This is a genomic window from Glaciecola petra, from assembly GCF_031846345.1.
GTDB classification, from domain to species: Bacteria; Pseudomonadota; Gammaproteobacteria; order Enterobacterales; family Alteromonadaceae; genus Glaciecola; species Glaciecola petra.
Genome location: NZ_JAVRHX010000003.1, coordinates 20232 through 40905, shown reverse-complemented (window position 1 = coordinate 40905; position 20674 = coordinate 20232). Strand labels below are relative to the sequence as shown.

General features: G+C 39.7%; 17 protein-coding genes. 5 read left to right on the top strand and 12 right to left on the bottom strand.

Annotation, left to right across the window (positions count from 1 at the left end):
• Window positions 1–40: 40 nt before the first annotated feature.
• Window positions 41–721, bottom strand: a complete 681-nt coding sequence (locus RM552_RS10960; RefSeq protein WP_311368883.1) for a response regulator — start codon at window positions 719–721, stop codon at window positions 41–43.
• Window positions 718–2892 carry an ATP-binding protein gene (locus RM552_RS10955; protein ID WP_311368882.1) on the bottom strand — a complete coding sequence of 725 codons (2175 nt, stop codon included), beginning with the start codon at window positions 2890–2892 and terminating at the stop codon, window positions 718–720. The genes RM552_RS10960 and RM552_RS10955 overlap by 4 nt, the downstream gene beginning before the upstream one ends.
• A 355-nt stretch (window positions 2893–3247) precedes the next feature.
• On the opposite strand from RM552_RS10955, the gene RM552_RS10950 reads away from it, so the two are divergent.
• Both RM552_RS10950 and RM552_RS10945 read left to right on the top strand, forming a co-directional pair.
• A complete protein-coding gene (locus RM552_RS10950) occupies window positions 3248–3784 on the top strand; it encodes a type II secretion system protein (protein WP_311368881.1) in 537 nt (178 codons plus the stop codon).
• Window positions 3785–4140: 356 nt separating this feature from the next.
• Window positions 4141–5799, top strand: a complete 1659-nt coding sequence (locus RM552_RS10945) for a DUF885 family protein (protein ID WP_311368880.1) — start codon at window positions 4141–4143, stop codon at window positions 5797–5799.
• 63 nt (window positions 5800–5862) lie between these two features.
• On the opposite strand, the gene RM552_RS10940 is transcribed toward RM552_RS10945, so the two are convergent.
• From RM552_RS10940 to RM552_RS10920, 5 genes are all read right to left on the bottom strand, one after another.
• The gene (locus RM552_RS10940) at window positions 5863–7146 is read right to left on the bottom strand and encodes a M14 family zinc carboxypeptidase (RefSeq protein WP_311368879.1); all 1284 of its coding nucleotides are present in this window, start codon (window positions 7144–7146) and stop codon (window positions 5863–5865) included.
• 174 nt (window positions 7147–7320) lie between these two features.
• A complete protein-coding gene (locus RM552_RS10935; protein WP_311368878.1) occupies window positions 7321–8037 on the bottom strand; it encodes a phytanoyl-CoA dioxygenase family protein in 717 nt (238 codons plus the stop codon).
• Window positions 8021–9277, bottom strand: a complete 1257-nt coding sequence (locus RM552_RS10930) for an exo-beta-N-acetylmuramidase NamZ family protein (RefSeq protein ID WP_311368877.1) — start codon at window positions 9275–9277, stop codon at window positions 8021–8023. The genes RM552_RS10935 and RM552_RS10930 overlap by 17 nt, the downstream gene beginning before the upstream one ends.
• Complete coding sequence (murQ, locus tag RM552_RS10925; RefSeq protein WP_311368876.1) at window positions 9274–10245, bottom strand: N-acetylmuramic acid 6-phosphate etherase; 972 nt, start codon at window positions 10243–10245, stop codon at window positions 9274–9276. Before murQ ends, RM552_RS10930 begins: the two co-directional genes overlap by 4 nt.
• On the bottom strand, window positions 10246–11832 hold the full coding sequence (locus tag RM552_RS10920; protein ID WP_311368875.1) for a sodium:solute symporter: 1587 nt from the start codon (window positions 11830–11832) through the stop codon (window positions 10246–10248).
• A 179-nt stretch (window positions 11833–12011) separates the two neighbouring features.
• On the opposite strand from RM552_RS10920, the gene alr reads away from it, so the two are divergent.
• Complete coding sequence (gene alr / locus RM552_RS10915) at window positions 12012–13130, top strand: alanine racemase (RefSeq protein WP_311368874.1); 1119 nt, start codon at window positions 12012–12014, stop codon at window positions 13128–13130.
• A gap of 202 nt (window positions 13131–13332) precedes the next feature.
• Here the strand turns inward: alr and RM552_RS10910 are convergent, their stop codons facing one another.
• Entirely contained in the window at window positions 13333–13704 is a 372-nt protein-coding gene (locus RM552_RS10910) for a DUF2200 family protein (protein ID WP_311368873.1), read from the bottom strand.
• 445 nt (window positions 13705–14149) lie between these two features.
• On the opposite strand from RM552_RS10910, the gene RM552_RS10900 reads away from it, so the two are divergent.
• Window positions 14150–14746, top strand: a complete 597-nt coding sequence (locus tag RM552_RS10900) for a LysE family translocator (protein WP_311368872.1) — start codon at window positions 14150–14152, stop codon at window positions 14744–14746.
• Window positions 14747–14807: 61 nt separating this feature from the next.
• Here the strand turns inward: RM552_RS10900 and RM552_RS10895 are convergent, their stop codons facing one another.
• Together RM552_RS10895 and RM552_RS10890 are read right to left on the bottom strand one after the other, a co-directional pair.
• Window positions 14808–16367 carry a sodium:solute symporter family transporter gene (locus RM552_RS10895; RefSeq protein WP_311368871.1) on the bottom strand — a complete coding sequence of 520 codons (1560 nt, stop codon included), beginning with the start codon at window positions 16365–16367 and terminating at the stop codon, window positions 14808–14810.
• 374 nt (window positions 16368–16741) lie between these two features.
• Window positions 16742–17977, bottom strand: coding sequence for a hypothetical protein (locus RM552_RS10890; RefSeq protein ID WP_311368870.1), 1236 nt, complete (start codon window positions 17975–17977; stop codon window positions 16742–16744).
• Between the two features lie 346 nt (window positions 17978–18323).
• Here RM552_RS10890 and RM552_RS10885 point away from each other — a divergent pair, with 346 nt between their 5' ends.
• Window positions 18324–19181, top strand: coding sequence for a glucosamine kinase nucleotide-binding domain-containing protein (locus RM552_RS10885; protein ID WP_311368869.1), 858 nt, complete (start codon window positions 18324–18326; stop codon window positions 19179–19181).
• A gap of 9 nt (window positions 19182–19190) precedes the next feature.
• Here RM552_RS10885 and RM552_RS10880 read toward each other — a convergent pair whose 3' ends face one another.
• Both RM552_RS10880 and RM552_RS10875 read right to left on the bottom strand, forming a co-directional pair.
• The gene (locus RM552_RS10880; RefSeq protein ID WP_311368868.1) at window positions 19191–19652 is read right to left on the bottom strand and encodes a thioredoxin family protein; all 462 of its coding nucleotides are present in this window, start codon (window positions 19650–19652) and stop codon (window positions 19191–19193) included.
• A 170-nt stretch (window positions 19653–19822) separates the two neighbouring features.
• Complete coding sequence (locus tag RM552_RS10875; protein WP_311368867.1) at window positions 19823–20638, bottom strand: hypothetical protein; 816 nt, start codon at window positions 20636–20638, stop codon at window positions 19823–19825.
• Between the last annotated feature and the right edge of the window lie 36 nt (window positions 20639–20674).

Sequence of the window (20674 nt, the reverse complement as noted above, 5' to 3'; positions counted from 1 at the left end):
AATAAAAGGATACAAAAATATACTGACGTATAAATTTACGCTATGGCAATGGGTTGTATTTGTAGCCGGCGCCATAAACAGAGATTAGAAGTTCGTGTGCAGGAGATAATTGAAGTAATTTCTTACGTAACTTACTTACGTGGCTATCTATCGTTCGGTCGGAAACAACACGATAATCCGAATACAGTAAATCGATAATTTTTTCGCGAGAATAAATACGATTTGGATAAGTACTCAGCACACTGATTAGCTTAAATTCAAGTTTGGTGAGTTCTATTTTGTTTGTTCCAAGCGATACTTCTAAGGCACTATTGTTTAGTTGTAGTTTTTTGTTATTAACAGGTTCTTCATTGTTTATATTGCCTGTTCGCTTTAAAAACACCTTAACTCGCAACATCAATTCAGGAGCGCTAAAGGGTTTGCAAATATAATCATCTGCGCCAGCCCGCAAGCCCAATATTCTTTCGCTCTCAGATACTTTAGCGGAAAGCAGAATAATGGGTACTTGAGAATCTTTTCGAATTTGATTACATAAATCTATGCCATCTCCACCAGGTAACATAATATCGAGTATTATGAGGTCTGGTGGGTATTTAGCTATCCATTCCAGCACATTGTTTGCATCGCCTAGCACGGAACATTTAAAGCCTTCTCGTTCGATAAACTTTGAAATAGCATCAGCAATGCTGGCTTCATCTTCTACAATTAAAATATTACTCATAAGCTGTGCTCTGCGTTTTGTTCTAGTGGCAATAAAATAACTACTTTTAAGCCACCCAGATTACTGTGGTCACAAGTGATCATGCCTTTGTGTAGATTTATCAAAGTTTTGGATATTGATAAACCTAAACCAGAGCCTCCTAAGTCACGACTCCTTGATTTATCTACTCGGTATAATCTATCAAAAGACTGGGCGAGCTCCTCAGAGCTCATTCCAGGAGCACTATCCTCAAAGGTGATTGAAAGCATATTATTGTCGACAGCGACTTTTAGCATAATTTGTCCACCCTTATCAGTGTACTTGCAACTATTGGTATATATATTATCTAGTACTTGAGACAACCTCTCAGCATCGCAATAGCAAAGTAATTTAGGGGGAATATCCAATATTGTTGAAAACGCTAACTTTCTTTCTTCTGCCAATGCGTCATTGTTCTCAATCCATGCATTGAGAAAAGGTTTTATCATTATGGCTTTCAGATTAAAGGTGAGTTGCCCTGCATCGGCGAGGGATAATTGTAAAACATCATTAATCAAGTAATTCAAGTTGCCGATTTTTGAATGTATAGCTTTATATGTCTGTTTTGGATCGTCAGTTAGATCGTATTCTAGCGTTTCAACTTGCAGTTTTAGCGCCGCTAATGGCGTTCGCAATTCGTGGGATATATCCGACAGCATTTGATTTTTGCGTGTCACAGATTCGGTCGCTAGTTTAGTTTTGGTTAGTAACAATTTGCGCTTCTGATACAAAATAATAACCATTGAAATTAATAGGAATGCAAAAAACAGAGCGATGATTATAAGGCCTTGTTGGCGTATTTGTTCTTGCGCTAATTTGGCTTGCGACTCAGCTCTTGAAGCAGTCATTTCGTTAATTATGCTTTCTTGCTCATGTTGTTTGAGCAATACCGACAGCTGTGCAATTCTTGATTCGCGGTCATTTTCCATTTTCTCTGCTAAATCTTGATTTTGTTTCTTTACAATAGTGAGAGATTTCTCAAACTCGCCAATGTTTTCATACGCGCTAGCTAATAGCGGTTGTACAGCATCGAACAAGTAAGTTTGACCAGAATCTTTTATACTTTTTTCTGCTTCAGTAAGTATCGCAATTGCATTATTAGGTTTATTCGTTTTCAGCAAAATTTTAGCTTGCTCGATTTTTACACGATTGGCCATGGGTGATGAACCAATTTTTTCGGCAATATCTGATGCAGTATCAAGAGAAGCGAAAGCATTTTCGTAGTCTTCTTTTAGCAGAAATAATTTTGCGGATACAAGATGCATCTCACCTTTTATATCCTCCGATTCATGCATTTTTGCTGAAATTTTTGCTTCATCCAAGGCTTTTTCTGCAGCTTGATAATCACCTAAACCAATGTAAATTGAGGCCTTCATTTTGTAAAACTCTGTGGCCTTTCTAGTATGCTCAATTTGAGAAACAAGATCTGCTGCTCTGGCCAAATATTTCTCGCTCGAATCCCTATCCTTCAATTGACCATATGCCACTGCAATATTAGAAATGGTGGTGACTTGTTGTTCTACTCGGCTATGTTCTTCTATTAATGGCAGGGCCTTTAGAAAATATTCCAGCGCATCTCCAACATCATTTGATTCTAGGCTCAAAACCGCTAAGTTGTTGTATAAATTACCTATGGCTCGGTTGTTGTTGAGGGTGGTATAAATATCGATTGCTTGCAGGTAGGTATTTCGAGCAAGTAATAGTTGTCCAGTTTCTCTATAAATTATACCTTGGTTAGATAATACACGAGCATAATCATTTGCATTGGTGGGTTTTTTATTTACTGAATAAAACTGATCGATGATTTTTTGTGCTGAAGCAAAGTCGCCGCGATCAATATAAATTCTAGGCAGATACCCAGCAATCAGGGCGAGTTCATCTATGTTTGGAGAATTTAATAACAGCTGTAAGGCTTGTTGACCAAAAAATTCAGCTTTATCTGGACATTTAAGCCAACACCGTCTTACTAATCGCCTCATCAAAGGGATAGTGCTTGAGTCATTAAGCCCTATTTGTTCTATACTACTTTCAAGCTCGGCCACGCTTTTTGAATCATTCGCATTTTTCTTAGTCTGCGTTTGTGCGTTCAGAGAACCACAAGTGCTGACTAAAACAAGCGCAAAAAATAATGTGTTAGCAATATACCGAAACAATTGATTACCAGAAAAAAGTAAAGCTCATAGTATGAGCCAAAATTGTGCAAAAAATGTGATAATACCCTACAAGCTTTCAAATTTCTTAGTAAATAGTGGTAATTCTCTTTACGCTTAAGAGTTATCTGCAATTTCTAAGCTCAAATTTGAGCCTCAAAACAATACTACACCCAGCGATATTAAAAAATTTGAACATCAAAACTTATTTTTTGGTAAGGCCAGATGTAAATAACAGTTGAACCGTCCTGGGTTTTACGAGCATAAGAAGACCTTGAGTATATTTTGCCTATTCTTCAGAATCAGTATTTTAAGTCGATAAGTGATTAAGTTGCGTCGTGATAAAAAGTGTTTTTTTATGTCTAAAGGTTTTACTTTAATTGAACTAATAATTATTGTTGTAGTTTTAGGAGTTCTAAGTGCCGTCGTAGCCCCTCGGTTTATCGATATCAGCAGTGACGCATATTTAGCTAAGTTCAATTCCGCTTATGGGAGTTTTAAAACTGGTATGGAATTGGCTAATAAAAAATGGAGAGTAAAAGGCTCTCCAACTCCAGAGAACGCAATAGATCTGTTAAATCAACTTGATTTTAATGCACAAGGTTATCCTGCTGGAATTGATGACGGTGAACAAGTTTCTAATGGTCAGGACTGTGTTGATTTGTTTGAAGCTGTAGTTGACTCTAGTTTTAAATTGGAAGTACCTATAGGAGACGGTGCGGGTATTAAAAATTTAAGTGACGATGTAGATATAGCGGTAACAATTAACAGTAACATTTGTTATTACACATTTGTCTCTGAGTCTAAAGACGTTGGCTATAACGCCCGTCAATTTCGGTACTATTATACAACAGGCATTATAATAGAATGGTCATCGGGTTATACTCTCCGTTAAAATTTCAGACTAACAAGACTGTACATACTGAATTCCACGATTACAAAGCTTCCTGATGTGTTTCCAGAAAACGAAAAACAATGCAATGTTTTACTTATGTAAATGACAGCAATGGCATTGCAGTTGAACATATATAAATAGTAGGAAGAGTTCATGTTTGGCCGGGATCTGGTTGAAATAGTGATATGACTGTTTGTATTGGTATCATCGCTTTGATCGCTTTCGGATTTTCTATTCAATAAGTTGTCAAGCAGTTAGTTTGCCGCTAGATAATTAAGATTGAGTCGAGTTGGATTAAACCAAGCATTCTTTATATACTCATTATATTGGCTATTATTCGCTATCTTAGGTGTCCATTGTACAGTATTAATCATTTTCGTTTCATTGTGCTTATAGGGGGGTTACTTCTTTGTTCTGCACAAACCCGTGCAAATACTAACGACGGCTATGAGCAATTGATTGCCCTTACTGAGCAGTTTTTTGAATGGCGAAATGAGGGTGATGATCCGCTTAAACGTTCTTCACAATTGGTCAGCAGGCGATTGGAACAACTAAAACAAATGCAAGCGAACTTAAGAAGTATCGACATTGAAGCTTGGGGAAAGGCTGAGAAAGTCGATTATTTAGCCTTGCGCGGGGTGATGGATCAACAAGATTTTATGCTACAAATATCTAAACCATGGGAGAGAGACCCTGGGTATTATGTGGATAAAATGAAGCGATTAGCATTTACTCAGCTTCCTCTAAGCGGTGACGATTTGTCAAGGTTTAGAGCAAAACTAAAATCAATCATCGCTATCACTGACGCGGCAAAAAACAACCTTAAAAATGTGCCCAAAGACTTTGCATCCCTTGCCATTCATAACTTGACCACATCTGACGGTGTCGGCCATGGCCATCCTTATAGAATGATTCCTCCTGCCGGCGTGCTAGGTTGGTATACAGATTTGTTGCAACGTGCTCAAGTCTCTCAAATTGAATTAGTTGATGACGTTGAGGCTGCTCGCAATGCTGTAAAAAGTTTGCACATTTGGTTGCTAGAAAAGCAGCCCAGCATGACAGCAGAAGCTGGTGTGGGAGAAGAGTTACTTGATTGGTATTTGATGCAAGTGAAATTTATGCCATATACCTCCGACGAAGTAGAAGTTTTAGGCGAGCGAGAACTCGACCGAACTTGGGCATTTTACGCATTGGAACAACACCGAAATCGCAAACTTCCTGAGCTAAGCTTGCCAAGCTCAGAACAAGAGTATGAAGCGCGTATTGCGTCGGTAGATAATGATATTCGTCAGTTTATTAAAACAGAAGAGTTCATGACCTTACCTGACTATGTGCCCGATGATTTTCGTGAAATAGGTTTTAATGTACCGTGGATTGAACGACCAACAGGACCTAATTATTGGGAGGCGATACAATTTCGAGATCCCTCTCCAGACCACTGGCACGCTCATATTCCTGGGCATAGAGTAGATAGCATCATGCTAAGTAAGATAACCCACCCAATCCGTTCTTTTTTTCGCGACCCTGGTAGAATGGAAGGCTGGGCACTTTATTTAGAAGAAGTCCCACTGCAACTTGGTTTTTATGAAAATAGACCAAGAACACGAGAATTAATATACAATTTTGGGATTTTCCGTTCAGCTAGAACTTTGGGTGATATTCGATTACAGCGAAACGAAATCAATATTCCCGAAGTAATTAAATTTTGGCGAACCAAAACACCTTGGTTAGACAAAGATGTAGCGCGTGTCGATGCAGAAATCTACCTGCGCAGGCCACCGGGTTACGGTCTAGGATACACTGTGGGTAACTTTCAGATGATCAAACTACTAGCTGACCGTAAACAGCAATTACGAGATAAGTTTGTGCTAGGTGAGTTTCATGATGAAATCATGGCAATGGGGGCCATGCCTATTGCACTAATGCGATATGAGATGACCGGACTTGAGGACGAAGTCCGTCGTTTTTGGAATTATCAAAGTTTAGATGAAAAATTGTCCCAAATATCGAATTAACTTTTGCGTATTTGGACCCTAATTACCTTAGAATGAGTCATACAATACAAATTGAATAAAACATTAGCCCGAAAGGGGTATTATTTGACCATTGAGCACCGCAAGTGCGATATCTTGGATTTCAGTTTGATTGCCCTCAATGCTATTGGCTCTTCGATTTAATAAAAAGTAGGCTGGTTCACCTAAAATTAAGGCGTTTTCAGTGTTGTTTTCAACAAAACAAACTGGGTAGTCTGACACGTTATTTAACAAAGACGTTTGGCCTGAAAATCTAATATAACCAGCTTTAATTAAGTCTACATATTTATCATTGTCCAAGGTTAAAGGGCTATCTATTTCAAAGGTGCTACCTCTGTTGAATACAAGATGTAATGCGTCTAATTCTTGTAGCCCTGCTTGGATGCCTAAATCGCCAACAAAATCGATATAAAACTCATCTGAATAACGTGCTGTTTGCTTAATACTTACGCCGGCTCTATAAGAATTTTGAGCGGCAAATGTAAGCTCTCTTATAACAAGGCTTGATAAAGCTTCAGATACATTTTCGGGGATACTTTCGTAGGCCGAAGTCGTGCTCTTTATGTCTGTATTGTCATGAGCATTGCTGCGTAAATATTCCATTGCCGTAAGCATACTCTCTGTATTGAGTTTTCGTGCGATTTGACGATTAGGATCACCACTTGCAGCACCCGATTCAATAAGGATTGTGCTAACCCCTAGACCGGCAATATTATCACCAAAAGAACGGTAGGAATAAGTGTCGTCATAGCGAGCGACGGCACCGGGTATGGTCTTTTGTATTTTTTCATTCATCGCGACAATAAGCTGCATCGCTAAATGTCGGCTTGTATCAATACTTTTTTGCTTATCAAAAGCAGGGGCTAAAAAGGCGATAGTAGCAGGTTTCCCACTGGTGCCAGTTTGATAGTACGGAGATTGGTCATGTAAGTTAAAACCAATGTTGGGTTTTAGTCTTTTAGCGGTATTCATCAATATTTGCCCCTCTGGCGTTTGCAGAGCAGTGGCATCACGATTAATGTCAATACCTTGGGCATTTTGGCGGATACAGCGTTCGGCACCGTCAGGGTTAAGCATTGGTAAAATATGTATTGTGAATGTATTTAGTATGCTGTCATCGCTGAGCAATATATCTAACAAATCAAACACGGCAGCAGTAGCCGTTGCCTCATTGCCATGCATTTGTGTCCAAGCAAAAATAACAGTAGGTCCAGAGCCTAGAGAGATAAGATGGATAGGGCGTTTTTCAAAGGAATATCCTAAGCGCTCAACATCTGCTAATTTGGAAGATTCGATGCAAGCAATTATAGGTGCTATGTCTTTTTGCACGAGGTGCGCTTTGTTTAACTTCGGTAAATATGAACGAATGGCCGTCATAGTGATCAATTTGTGATGAAAGCTTGATGAAAAGATACTTAAATTCTTTAGCTTCTACAAATTATTCTTTTAGTATAAATCCCTCTTTCGGGCTAAGCGGTGTGCTCGATAAAAAGAACATAGGATTTACCCGACTATTTTTGAGCTTGAAAACTGATACCGCATATTTCGATATACGCATATGTCGGTAATATCATCACGGGCGACCTGAGGCGCTGCTCTATAGTTGGTTGAGACTCTACTTTTACCGTTTTGCGCACCAACCCTGTGCCAACAATGCCCATGTAACAACACCAATGTTCCTTTTTTAGGTGATAGTACTATTTGATCTGTAAAATCTTCAAACAATGGGCCTTTAGTGATGGCGCCTTGTTTGTGTGAGCCTGGTTTGATATAAATTTGACCACCGTCTTGTTCATTAATATCCATTGTGTAGACAAGTCTGTTTAAATTAAATTGAGAACTGTCTTCAGGAGGGCAGTCTTGATGCCATGCTTGGCCATCACTGTCGCGTTTAGAAAACATGACCATACAGTATTGTGGTTTCCAATCGCTGCCAAGAATTTCTGTGGTTAAATCTTGCAGCTTATCGTTTTGTTCAATTTTATCGAAATGCTTTACACCTTCTTGCTGTGGGAACCAAGGCACGACTTCTGCTTTAGATAAAGCGATAAACTGCTCATCATGGGCGAAAGCGGGGGAATCGCCAAAATGCGACGTGATCATGCTTTGGCTAGTAGACATAAGACTCGCATCAAAAAAATCTTCGAGTACCAAAAAACCTTGTTGCCAAAAAACTTTAGCTAAGGTTTTGTAATCCAAATGACTATTGATATTTTGCATTAATAGGCCCTAATTGGGGGTATAGCAAATATTGCTGTCGCATTTGTTTATATGCATCCAAATCGGCTTGCCAATTCGCTTTGATTTCATCTACGGTTTTTCCGGCCTCAATTGCCAGACGTAGTTGGTCAGTGCCTGCTAATTTGTCCATGAATTCAGGATGGGTAAAAAAAGTCTCGCCTGAGCCTGAAAAACCTTTATAGCTATCGACTAACAGGCGTAAATCTAAGCCGCCAATTTTAGCACTGCGTAAGTCTTGCCCGAATAAACGCGTATCTTGAAGCTTAGGCTTAGGCGCTGCGTTTGGTTTTGACACTGGCGTAAATGTAAAGTCGCCCAGTTTAATAACATTGTGCCCAATTACCTGAAAAGGAAAATCAGTTCCGCGGCCTACGCTTAACGCAGTAGCCTCAAAAAAGCATAGCGAAGGATAAAGTTGGATAGCCTGCGCATTAGGCAGGTTTGGGCTTGGCGCAATGGGCAGTTCATAAGGCATAGACTTAGCGTAATTTTGCATAGCAATAGTGTGTAAATCTAGTTTGTTAGCTTGCTTAATCCAGCCTTCGCCTTTGATCATTAAAGCTAATTCAGCAACGCTTAAGCCATGTAAAACAGGGATGGGATGCATCCCAACAAATGACTGAAAGGCCAAGTCCAAAACGGGGCCATCAACATATTTTCCATTAGGGTTCGGTCGGTCCAAAACAATAAATGTTAATTCGTGTTTGGCGGCAGCTTCCATCATATAGTGCATTGAACTGATATAGGTGTAAAAACGTGTTCCCACATCTTGAATATCAAAAATGACGACATCCAGTTGAGACATTAAATCATTGGGCGGTGTTTTATTGGTACCATATATCGACTGTATTGCAACGCCTGTTTTGCTATCTTTACCACTGTCAATATGTTCGCCAGCGCCTTTGTTTCCGCGAACGCCATGTTCTGGTGCAAACATAACTCGCACATCAATTTTTTGTTGGATTAAAAAGTCGACTAAATGTTGTTTTTCAAACATAGACGTTTGATTAACCACTAGCCCTACTTTTTTACCGTCTAACAAAGGTAAATATAAGTTGGGCTGTTCAATGCCGAGCACAAGGCTTGAGTTAGTGTGCGGCTTTGAGTCTTGTTTTGCATGACTGTCGTTTTCATTGCATGCTACAAGAGTAAAAACAAAGAGGCTAATACAAATCGCGAATTGCCATTTATAAGCTTTTAAACAAGCTTCAATATTCATTTGTCAGTCACTGAGTTTTCGGCGGTGATGGCTTGGCGTAGATGCCCCTGACTGTTGTCTAAGAGCGTTTTAGCATTTTCAGCATTGGTACTAGTTAAGATCATTAATATAGCCAGTTTAGCGCTATTGTTTGCTTGGTCTAATGTTGTTTTTGCGAGTTCTTGATTGCATTGGGTTGCTTGCATAACAATACGTACTGCACGGGCGCGCAGTTTTTGGTTGCTTGCGTTTACGTCTATCATCAAGTTTTCGTATACTTTTCCTAACTTTACCATGCTTGCAGTGCTGATCATGTTTAAGACAAGCTTTTGAGCAGTGCCCGACTTCATGCGAGTTGAACCTGTCAAGCATTCAGGTCCAACTTCAGCGCATATGCCTACATCGCATACATCTAACATGGGCGAGTTTGGATTGCAGACCAAACTAACAGTATGACAGCCCGTTTGATTGGCATATTCTAAAGCGCCAATCACATATGGCGTGCGACCACTTGCGGCAATCCCTATAACAATATCTTTTGCGCTTAAAGCAATGTTGGCTAAATCACTTTTTCCGGCCAAAGGATTGTCTTCAGCGCCTTCTACAGAATGTATCAGCGCACTTTCACCACCCGCAATCAAACCCACTACAAGTTCATCAGGCACGCTGAATGTAGGCCTGCATTCTACCGCATCTAAAACACCTAAGCGGCCACTGGTGCCGGCCCCAATATAAATGAGCCTGCCTCCATTTTTTAAGCTCTCATAGGCAAAATCAACAGCCTGGGTAATTTGTGGCAGGGCTTTTTCGACGGCTAAGGCCACTTTTTGATCTTCTTGATTTATTACGGTCAATAAATCGCTATTCGACAAAGTATCTAAATTCATCGTGTGCGGGTTTCGACCCTCTGACACCAGGCTATCGAGTTGTTTGATCAACTCTTGTGTAGTATTCGCATCAGCATCTGTTGGTTTATTAAGAGCAACCATTTATGCCGCCTCCGCACTAAAGGTTTTGTTTTGCTTTGATTTACCTAAACAACAAATTAGGGTTGCTACCGATGTGGCAATTAGTAGCTGATAAGAAAAGTTAAGGTCGAATTGGTGAGATTCGCTTAAATATAGTGTTTGTATGTATGGCTGCATTAATAGCGGAATTGAAAAACCAATAATTAATGCCGCTAAAATGGATGTTGGTGAACCTCGATTGGTAAATAAAGCGGTGAAATATACACCCAATAAACCACTGTAAGAAAACACCATAACACTTAATGCAAAGGCTAATAATGGCATGTCGGTATATTGTTGCCAATAATAGCAAAGGGCGGCCATACCACTTAGCAAAATTGCAACTATGCCCATACTTATTCGACCCGCTGTAACTAATTGAGTTTCTGCAGGCTGCATTTTTTTAATGACACCACAGTAGTATCCTTTATATAAATCTTGTACCGCTACCGACGACATACTATTTAGCCCAGAGTTTAAGGTAGACAACGCAGCCGCGATAATACCAATGGTCACAACGGCCTTAATACCATTCGGTAAATCTGTGAGCACATAATACATAAAGATGGTCACTGTTTGCCCAACAAATTCTGGAGTGGGTGCATCAGATATCCCTGAATTCATAATATCGGGGCGCTGATAATAAACAAATAATAACAAACCTATGCAAACGAAAATTAGCACAACGGGAATGCCCATAAATATTGAACTGACCAAGGCTCGGGTTGCGCTTTTTGAGTCTTTACAAGTTAACATGCGTTGAGTTACGTCTTGGTCAAGGCCAAACGCGGCTATGTTCAGGAGTACAAAACCAGTCAATATTGACCAAAAACTAAATACGCCAGCGCCACCAAAATCCAAATTGAAATTAAACACCGTGAGTTTAGAGCTTTGACCATCTCCGGGGTCGGCGAGTACTTGCCAAATAGTTGAGAAGTCGGCAGGTATGCTAAGCAATAAATATCCTAATACTAGCAAGGCTGCTAAAATATATACACAAGCCTGAATAAGGTCGCTATAGATAACACTGCGAATGCCGCCGTACATGGTATAAGCGAAGCCAATTACCGCAATTAGCAATATTGAAAGGACCACATTTAAGGCTTCAATATTCCCAAACAAAATCATGGCTACGGCTAGCGCAGCCATGTACAAGCGTGAGCCGCTCGCAAACAGTCTGCCGACTAAATAGACAGTACCCGCTTGGTATTTTGATCGTTCCCCAAAACGCTGAGCAAGTAATTCGTAAACGGTAAATACTTTATACTGGTAAAACTTTGGCATTAAAAAGTAGGCGACAAAAAAGGCAGCAATAAAGCCCGCTAAATTGGTGGCCAAGTAGGTTAAATCGCCTCGGTAACCTTGGTCGGGACCGCCTAAAAAAGTGGCTGCCGACTGTGAAGTAGCTAAAACTGAAACGCCTACTAACCAAACAGGCATTTGATTGCCCGCTAAAAAATAATCTTTGCTCGACTGTGCTTTTCGATTAAACCACAAGCCCGACAGCACCAAAATAAGCGCATAAAAACCAAATACTGACCAATCTAATAGTGAAAATTGGTCAATCATTGCAACGATATTTTGTTTGTTGAATTATTGCGATGCATGCTGTTTGTGCTCGTGGACAGTAATAAACTAATCCAAGTTTACGTCTAAACGAAGAATTAATGCAATAATTCAGTGAAAAACCTGATTGTCTGGCATAAACTCAATATCTTATAACCAATACTTTTACAGGAAAAGTAGCTTTGAGCCGTCCAACAAGTGCTTTTATCGATTTAAGCGCGCTAAAAGAAAATTTAAAGATGTTGAGTGAGTTGCATCAAAAAAATGCTGACGGCAGCCAAAGTGTGGGAGCTAAAACCCCAAAAATCATAGCAGTAGTCAAAGCGAATGCTTATGGGAATGGAGCCATCGAAGTTGCCCAAGCCATTGAGTCACGAGTCGATCTTTTAGCCATTGCTTTTGCCCATGAAGCTCTAGAATTAAGGGAAGCAGGCATCACTAAGCCCATTTTAGTATTACAGGGACCGCATCAATTAGTAGACTTGTCGCTAACATTTAGCCATAATTTGTATTGGATGTTACATACAGACTGGCAAGCTGAAGCATTATCTGCATTTTTTGCCGAACAAAACAAAAGTTCACAAACTTGGTTTAAGTTTGATACCGGTATGCATCGCTTAGGGTTTGGCCTTGACGATTTTGACCGCGTTCAACATACCTACAAAAGCTTATGGCAAGCTAACACGGTTGTGTGTTCACATTTAGCCTGCGCCGACGAAGTTATTCAACAACATGCGCAACAACAAATCGATAAGTTCCTACAAAACGTTGAGGACTCCGATTATCCACGTTGTATTGCTAATTCTGCAACGCATGTTCGCTTTACAAATGCTCGACAAGACTATGTAAGGTTAGGCATTGCTATGTATGGTTCAACGCCATTTACTGCCGAAGATTCACCCATTACTTTAGCGCCTGTCATGCATTTTGAGTCACAAATTATTGCGCTTCGCACTATTCCGAAGGGAGATGCCGTTGGTTATGGGGCCACTTGGCAAGCTAAACGAGAAAGCGTTATTGCAACTGTGGCGTTAGGGTATGCTGATGGCTATCCGCGCCATGCACCAACGGGCACACCCGCCTATTGCAATGGACAAACAATCCCTTTAGTTGGCCGTGTATCAATGGACATGTTGACCTTCGATGTAACAGATTTAACGGCAGTTGCGATTGGCGACACGGTGCAATTATGGGGTGATAAAATGCCCATCAATCAAGTAGCAGATCATGTAGGTACTATTGGCTATGAACTGATGACGAGAGTGTCTGCTCGCGTGCCTAGAGTCTATAAAAAGAAATAAGCGGTGAATGTAATATTACCGCCCAACTGGTAAGCGCACAGCGAGTAAAATTCACTTATACAAAGCTTGTAAATTAGCCTCAAATTGCGTTATAACCGGGTCATCACATTCAAAGTTTTGTAATATCTGTTCCGCGCCTTTTACTACTTTTAATTCAAACGAAATAGAGCATATGCTAGGCGATTAGTGCCAGTTAAAGGGACTATGATTTGCGTAAAATATTGTCCATTTTTCTACCTTTTGCTAATTCGTCAATAAGCTTTTCCATCTGCCTACACTTCTTATAAATTTCGAATTCATCTTCAATCTCTTCAATTCTATAACCACAAACAACACCTTTAATCATATGAGCGTTAGGATGCATAGTGGCTTCTTCAAAAAAGGTTTTGTATGTTGCTTTATTATCGATTAGTGATTGTAATCTATCTTTATTAAAACCAGTCAACCATTCTAAAACTTGGTTTAGTTCTTCTTTGGTTCTACCTTGTTTCTCTATCCTTTTTAAATAATGTGGATATATTGAACCAAATATCATATTAGCAACTTGTTCGTTTTTTTTAGCGGTGACTTTCATTTTTGTTAAATATCGGTTTATTAAATTACATCAGATTATTACATGAGAAAAGTGCAAATGGTATAGAATACGGCGCTTTGAGTTAATGGTGTCTTCAACGGGAACTATATTCGTTAACAGATGCTCAGTTTTCCAATTCCCAAATAGCGGCCAAGTGAAAGATTCGATTGATCGCATAATTACGATAATTAAAAAATACTGTTTTACTGTCGCTCATCTTTTGTAGACTCCATCACAACGTGCGTAGCAATGGTTGCTACCTGAGGTAAAATGCCTAGAACATTAGTGTGAAATATTTTGTAATTGCATATGTAGCTTTCTTTTTTGCAATTTTTGCATATTTATTGTTTGGGAATCAAACTATAATTACATTAACGAAAAACGAGGTAAATCAATTAATACTTTGCCAGCGTTCTTACAATAAAATAGAAAGTGATTTTAATAAATGACAACTGACCTTACATTAGCGCTAATGATGTTTGCTTTTGCATCCTCGATCACGCCTGGACCGAACAATCTTATGTTAATGACGTCAGGGGTAAATTATGGATTCAAGCAGACTTTGCCACATATGTTTGGAGTGACTTTTGGCTTCATATTTATGGCAATATTGGTTGGACTTGGTATTACTAAGTTATTCGAGATTTTTCCCATCACTTATACTATTTTGACTAGTTTATGTGTTCTTTATATGTTTTTTTTGGCGTATAAAATTGCTACTTCCAAAGAAATTGGAACCGCCCATAATCTAAGTGCGAAGCCAATGACATTTGTACAAGCGGTATTATTTCAGTGGGTTAATCCAAAGGCATGGTCTATGGCGTTGACTGCGATTAGCGTTTACGCGCCCAGCAATACTATTGGCGCAATTTTGTTGGTAGCATGTCTATTCGGAGCTGTGAATTTGCCATGTATCACAGGTTGGGTAGTAATCGGCACCAAAATAAAACGACTGTTACAAAAGCCGAGCCATTTAAGAATATTTAACGCCACTATGGCGGGATTATTAGTGCTATCACTTTATCCTCTATTCTTTTCATGATTTCTAACTTTTATTAGGATAAGAAAATTCCGGTCCGCTCGTTAATTTTTTATCCATAAACTTAAAAAATTAAAGGTAACAACGCAATTGCCATAAAAATAAATAAAAACCAAGCCACCAAAATAACAATAGCAGATAAGGTCAGGCCATTTATTTTCTCTGCAAGCGCCTTATTCCTTTGATTAGTTAGAGTAAATGTTATGGTGTAAGCAACACAGAGTGCTATCACAAACCCAATCACATTCCACCAAAACCAAAATAACAAACTACCCGATAACCATAAATAAATATTGACGCCCACCCCGAAAAGCAATCCGCCACTTGCGGCTAACGCCCCTACTTTTTTACTGTAAATACCTAATAAGAAAATGGCGAGAATTGGCCCATAAAACAAAGACCCTATTTTGTTTATGGCTTCTATAATGGTAGGAGCAATATCCCCCGCTATGGTTGACAATCCCAGTGTAACTACTCCCCAAAAAACTCCAACCCAACGCGCATTGCTTACATATTGTGTGGGACTAAGTGTTTTTTTAGATATTCGAATGTAGTCTTCTAACGATACCGCCGCCAAACTATTAATCGCTGAGCTTAATGACGACATTGCCGCCGCCATCATTGCCACAACCAATAGCCCCGTCAAACCAATAGGCATATAGTTGAGTATGAAAATAGGCACCATCCAGTCGGTCCTGTCTGATGGTATTTGGGCGGCGAATTCTGGAGTGGTTGCCACCAACGCGCCTATTGCTAGGCCGCTAAAACAATAAAGAAGGGTTATGGGGAAGCGCGCTAAACCAACGGTGACAAGTATTTTCCTCAAATCGCCAATCGAACGACTTGACAGGCTGCGTTGTGCCTCAGATTGGTCACATCCGTAATATGAAGCATATAACACTAAACCACCAAACAACATGGGGAGTAAACCAAAATCATTGCCTGATAAACCATAGCCAGTGTAATTTAAAGTCTCTAAACGGGCAGAATCTGTGTTATCCAGCATCACTTGGAAACCGCCTAAGTGGCTTAGCGCAACCCATAAACAAGCAACTGCTCCAAAAATGATTAATAACATTTGCACCGCATCACCAATTACTACTGCTTTCATTCCACCAAAGGCACTATAAATTAGCGTAATTAATCCAATGCACACAATGCTTAGCCAAAAAGGGAGTCCCATTGTGCTTTGCAACACTAGTGTAATGGCATAAATCATAATAGCGGTTGCAAATGAGCGGCTTATTTGAAAAACAAAGCTAATTAATACACGAGTAAAACGGTTAAATCTCTTTTCCAGAAAGTCATAAACACTGACTACACCACTTGCGTGCAAGCTAGGCAAAATAAACCAAAGAAGAAATAACATAGCTAATGGAATTGCTAATTCATATGACAGCCAAAATAATCCACCACCTTCTCTTAAACCTACAAATGCGGGCGCAGATATAAAGCTTACAGCAGAAAGTTGAGTGGCCATTACTGACAATGACAGTGCTTGCCAAGGAAGCGTTCTTCCCCCTAAAAAATAATCAGATTGATCGGTTTGTTTGCGGTAATAAAATCCTATACCCAGCATAGCAAGCAGGTATGCAAACACTATTACATAATCAATTAAGTTCATATGTTATTTTAAAATGGATGTGCGGTTATCATTAGTATAGCAAAACTTATATGTTTTAGAGGCATCTGTCATCCAAAAGCAGATATAGCTATACCTCAAATTTATAAACATCCTAGGTCATTCCCACGAAAGTGGGAACCTCTAAAACAGCTTAATAAATATAATAAAAGCCACTTTCAAAAAAGCTTAAATACGTTGTTTTTTCTTGAATCACTCTCTGATTGTGGGAGGTTCCCGCTTTCGCGAGAATGACAAGAGAGAGGTTCCCGTTTTCGCGGGAATGACGAGAGGGATGTTTCCAATGACGAGAGGGATGTATCTAATAAATAGTGCACAATCCGTCCGGAAACTGCTCCACAAGAGCCTTTCATAAGCTAAAAATAAATATCAAACAATTGCATATACCGAGCAATTCCACGATTGAGGAGTGTTTGCATTTTTTGGCCAGCCTTCGTCACGTTGGCCTCGCTGGCTTCAGGTACTGCCACTTGTGCTGCAACAACAAATGATCTGCTTTGTTTCGGGTCATGTGGATGGGGCAAGCTCACATAGGCTAATACTACATTTTCTGAGGTAGAGCGCGTCTCGCTAGGTCCCCACCCTATTTTTTGGAAGACTCTCCATTTGCCATCGTAATGAGTATCTAAGGCTATCTTGGCCTCAGTTGTATCGTTTATTTCGGTATCAGATATATTGCTTGCGATGGCCATTTGTAGCATATTCGAAATACCCGAGGTCATGCCTGCTAATGGTGATTTTTGTGAATTATCTTTGCCGTAAAATAAATTTAGTATATCTTCTTGTGCAAGTTCGGGATGCGCGGTCACAGGGTCACTTTGGTGCATGGCCAAGCGTTTTAACCATTCAGCTTGTGCTAGCGTCGTCATTGGTTTATTGCCTGTCAGCCCGCATTTTTCGCAGCGATAAGGCAAATATCCGGGGTCGTCTGTAGCAATGTTATTCATATTTAATTCAATAGTCGACGGATTTGACGCAATGGTATTGATTGCATGATTGAATGTGTATGACAAGGGCTCAAAAGCACTTGGTCCATAAGCACCTCTAAAATAGATATTGGGTGTGCTGAGGTTTAACCAGTTATCATAAAACAAGTCTGTTAAGTAATCGCGAGTGGCTAAGTTAGCAAAAAAAGTCGCCAATGCATTGCTGTTGCCATCAGCTTTACCGAAAGGTTCATAACTATTAATGCTGGTGATCATATCAGCGATATTATGCTCGCCAATACTTCCATTGGAAGACAGTCCCAACTTTCTTAATTGTGCCATTGCGCCGGTATAAGCAAAGATCTTAGATGAACTCCAAGGTTCGTACAGTTGGTTTTGTGTATTGTCGTTTGCTAAATAACGGTATGTTGGTAATTCATTGGCGGCGCTTTTACTGATGTCGATAATCAGCAGCCGACCTTCTGCAGCAGGGATATCAAAAAAAGTCCAATCGTGGGCAATTCTTTGTTCCCAACCTTGCTTAGAATAATCAACCTGCTTTGAATTTAGATGTAAGGTTTGATTGTTTTTGTTATGGCTGTGCCCGTTTACTATGCTCAGTTCAAGAATATTTGTATTATTTGGCAGTATTGGTTTGGCGTTCATCACATTCTCAAAAAAAACAGTCTCAAAAAAAGTATCATTTGTCGGCAAGGTGTCGCTGCTATCCGTTTTAGGCTCGGTGCATCCAGTTAATATTATGAGGAAGCTAAAAATAGCCAAATTATTATAACTTATTAAGCTCAAGAAGCGCGACTTCGAGCAGAAGATGTCGCCTGACATATGCAAGGGGTTGCTTTTCATATTGTTTACTCTAATAGCTAGAAAACGGCTAGCACCTGTAAATGCTACTAATTAATATTGAAACAAAAACTGACTGAATACAAAACATTCTTTGTACGATTATGTATTATGCTCTAATGCGAAACAGGTAAAACACTTGGGGAGTTATATGTACATACTTGGTGTAGATGGTGGCGGGACTAAATGCAAAGTTGGTCTGTTTGATGAACAAGGCAAGTTATATTCGAGCAAAACTACAGGCCCAGCAAACATTTATACAGACCTTAAGCTTGCGTTACATTCTATTGAAGATGCGTGTCAGCAAATTTTTACCGAAGTAGCTACACGTCATGGTCTTACATTAAATCAACAAGACTGCATATTAAGTGCGGGGTGCGCGGGTGCTAGTATCGATCATGCCGCATCCCAATTTTTGACACAAACGCATCACTTTAAACGGGTATTCTTGCATACCGATATACATATCTCTTGTGTGTCTGCCAATAGTGCCAAAGACTGTGCCTTATTAATTTGCGGAACCGGTTCCTGTATCGCGAAATTTGAACACAAATTAATTCAACAATTCGGCGGGCATGGCTTTTTGTTGGGTGATATTGGTTCAGGCGCTTGGATTGGGCGCAACGCAGTTTCTTGGTATTTAAGATCCTTGGATGAAAATAAACCATCCAAAGATGTGTTATTTGAATGTTTGGAATCGCATCTGGGTCGTAAAGCTAATGATATTGTTAAACAATTTGGGAGTGCATCTGCTAATGAGTTTGCTAGTTTGGTGCCCATAATATGCTCTTCAAAATCTTCGCTGGTTGATGCGTGGCTCCAACAAGGGATTGATTATTTTGCCAAGCTTATTGAAGGAAATATGTCATCGAAACTACCAGTATTCATTGATGGAGGCATGTCAGAGCTGTATCAAAACACACTAGCAATGCGCCTAAATAGAGAAGTAGCAAGACCACAACAAGAAGCGATTTTTGGTGCTTTTGCAATCGCTAAAAGTGCGGTTTAGGCTTAATTTTCAGGGTAAATAGCGAGTTGTCACTTGCTCAAGGTTTTGCAAATACTCTGGGGCTTCAAATGTGAGTGGCATTTCTACAAGCTTTTCGCCTGTTGGGTTTAACACGAGGACTCTAGGAAATCCAATCAACTCATGATCTGCTGCAAATTGTTTACCTTCTTCTGAATCATAGTCTAAACGCGCATATATGAAATTCGCATTTATGGAGCCGGCAATACTGTCTTGTGCAAATACTTGTGTACTTAGCTTTCGACAACTAGGGCACCAAATAGCCGAGTAATCCGCAAGCACCAATTTGCCTTGTTCAGCTGCTAGAGCTTTTGCTCGGTCTAAATCATAAATGGCAAAAGCATATTGACCAACAGCTTCCTTACCCCAATAGGCATTTAGCATTTTGTTGCCATAATAAACGGCACCCACTATCACTAATATGATACCTAACTGGATTAATCGCTTGTTCATTTTTTATAACCCCTAATTAAATACATGCTTCGTAATGTCTACCAAATCGTTTGTATCATAACAAAACGCGACTTCGTTTTTTCACAATAACTAACAAGACCCGCAAAGCCTAAATAAACTTTCGATAAACTGACGGAGAGTGGAGCTTCAAATAATTTGGAGCTGCATGATTACCACTTCTGCAAGATATCCTCATATAAAGTAATGTCTAGAGAAGAACTTTCATTGCTATCAGATTTAAATATTGATAAGTATTCGTCGCCTGCTTTTAATTTGGAAACTGATTCATCGAATTTTTCAATAATAGCGGCTGCACCGCTGACATTCTGATTAATACCAAGTGTTAAGTCTACCGAGAATACCGGTGAAGCAGACAAATAAAGTGGTTCTTGATCAATAGCGAGCAAAAGCTTGTTGAACTCATCTAACATGTATTTGTCGGCTAAAATATAGTCGACTCTTTGTCCAGCAAGTTGTTGGATATTGCCTAAAAAGTCGGGAGCTCTCGCCCAACTTACGCTGCGTTCACCTCGCATTTGGTCGGTATTAGCAAAACGGTTTTCGATACCTACTCTTTGCCGGTAAAGCTTTTCGATTTTTTTCATATCAACTACTTTTTCATAAGTAGAAGCAATATGCAGTTTTACGCTGGCATAAGGCTGCGAATAGACATAATTAGGTTTTTCTTGATTAAGGGAATAGTGATCAATATAACCTTGAAATTTACCATTGCGTAAGCCGCTGCCAGACCAAGCTTGGGTAGTCGCAGTAACAGTGACAGATTTCTCAGAGAAAGCTTTCAATATAGCGTCGTTGGCGCGTGCAGGGTTGCCTTCTGTGTCTATAAGTGTAGCAACTCTATTTCCGACTAATGACAAAGTATCTTGTTGCATGGCACTAAGCAAAGTGGGTACTGCTATAAAACTACTTATTATTGCTATTTTAATTGTTCCAGCAATTAATTTTGCAAACCGCGTTTTAATCATTTTATACCTCAAAATTGTGAAAAGTCTACGTACTTT

Coding starts and splice junctions, on each gene's coding strand:
- RM552_RS10960 (WP_311368883.1), bottom strand. CDS start 721: ATGAGTAATATTTTAATTGTAGAAGATGAAGCCAGCATTGCTGATGCT.
- RM552_RS10950 (WP_311368881.1), top strand. CDS start 3,248: ATGTCTAAAGGTTTTACTTTAATTGAACTAATAATTATTGTTGTAGTT.
- RM552_RS10935 (WP_311368878.1), bottom strand. CDS start 8,037: ATGCAAAATATCAATAGTCATTTGGATTACAAAACCTTAGCTAAAGTT.
- RM552_RS10930 (WP_311368877.1), bottom strand. CDS start 9,277: ATGAATATTGAAGCTTGTTTAAAAGCTTATAAATGGCAATTCGCGATT.
- murQ (WP_311368876.1), bottom strand. CDS start 10,245: ATGGTTGCTCTTAATAAACCAACAGATGCTGATGCGAATACTACACAA.
- RM552_RS10920 (WP_311368875.1), bottom strand. CDS start 11,832: ATGATTGACCAATTTTCACTATTAGATTGGTCAGTATTTGGTTTTTAT.
- RM552_RS10910 (WP_311368873.1), bottom strand. CDS start 13,704: ATGAAAGTCACCGCTAAAAAAAACGAACAAGTTGCTAATATGATATTT.
- RM552_RS10900 (WP_311368872.1), top strand. CDS start 14,150: ATGACAACTGACCTTACATTAGCGCTAATGATGTTTGCTTTTGCATCC.
- RM552_RS10895 (WP_311368871.1), bottom strand. CDS start 16,367: ATGAACTTAATTGATTATGTAATAGTGTTTGCATACCTGCTTGCTATG.
- RM552_RS10890 (WP_311368870.1), bottom strand. CDS start 17,977: ATGAACGCCAAACCAATACTGCCAAATAATACAAATATTCTTGAACTG.
- RM552_RS10885 (WP_311368869.1), top strand. CDS start 18,324: ATGTACATACTTGGTGTAGATGGTGGCGGGACTAAATGCAAAGTTGGT.
- RM552_RS10880 (WP_311368868.1), bottom strand. CDS start 19,652: ATGAACAAGCGATTAATCCAGTTAGGTATCATATTAGTGATAGTGGGT.
- RM552_RS10875 (WP_311368867.1), bottom strand. CDS start 20,638: ATGATTAAAACGCGGTTTGCAAAATTAATTGCTGGAACAATTAAAATA.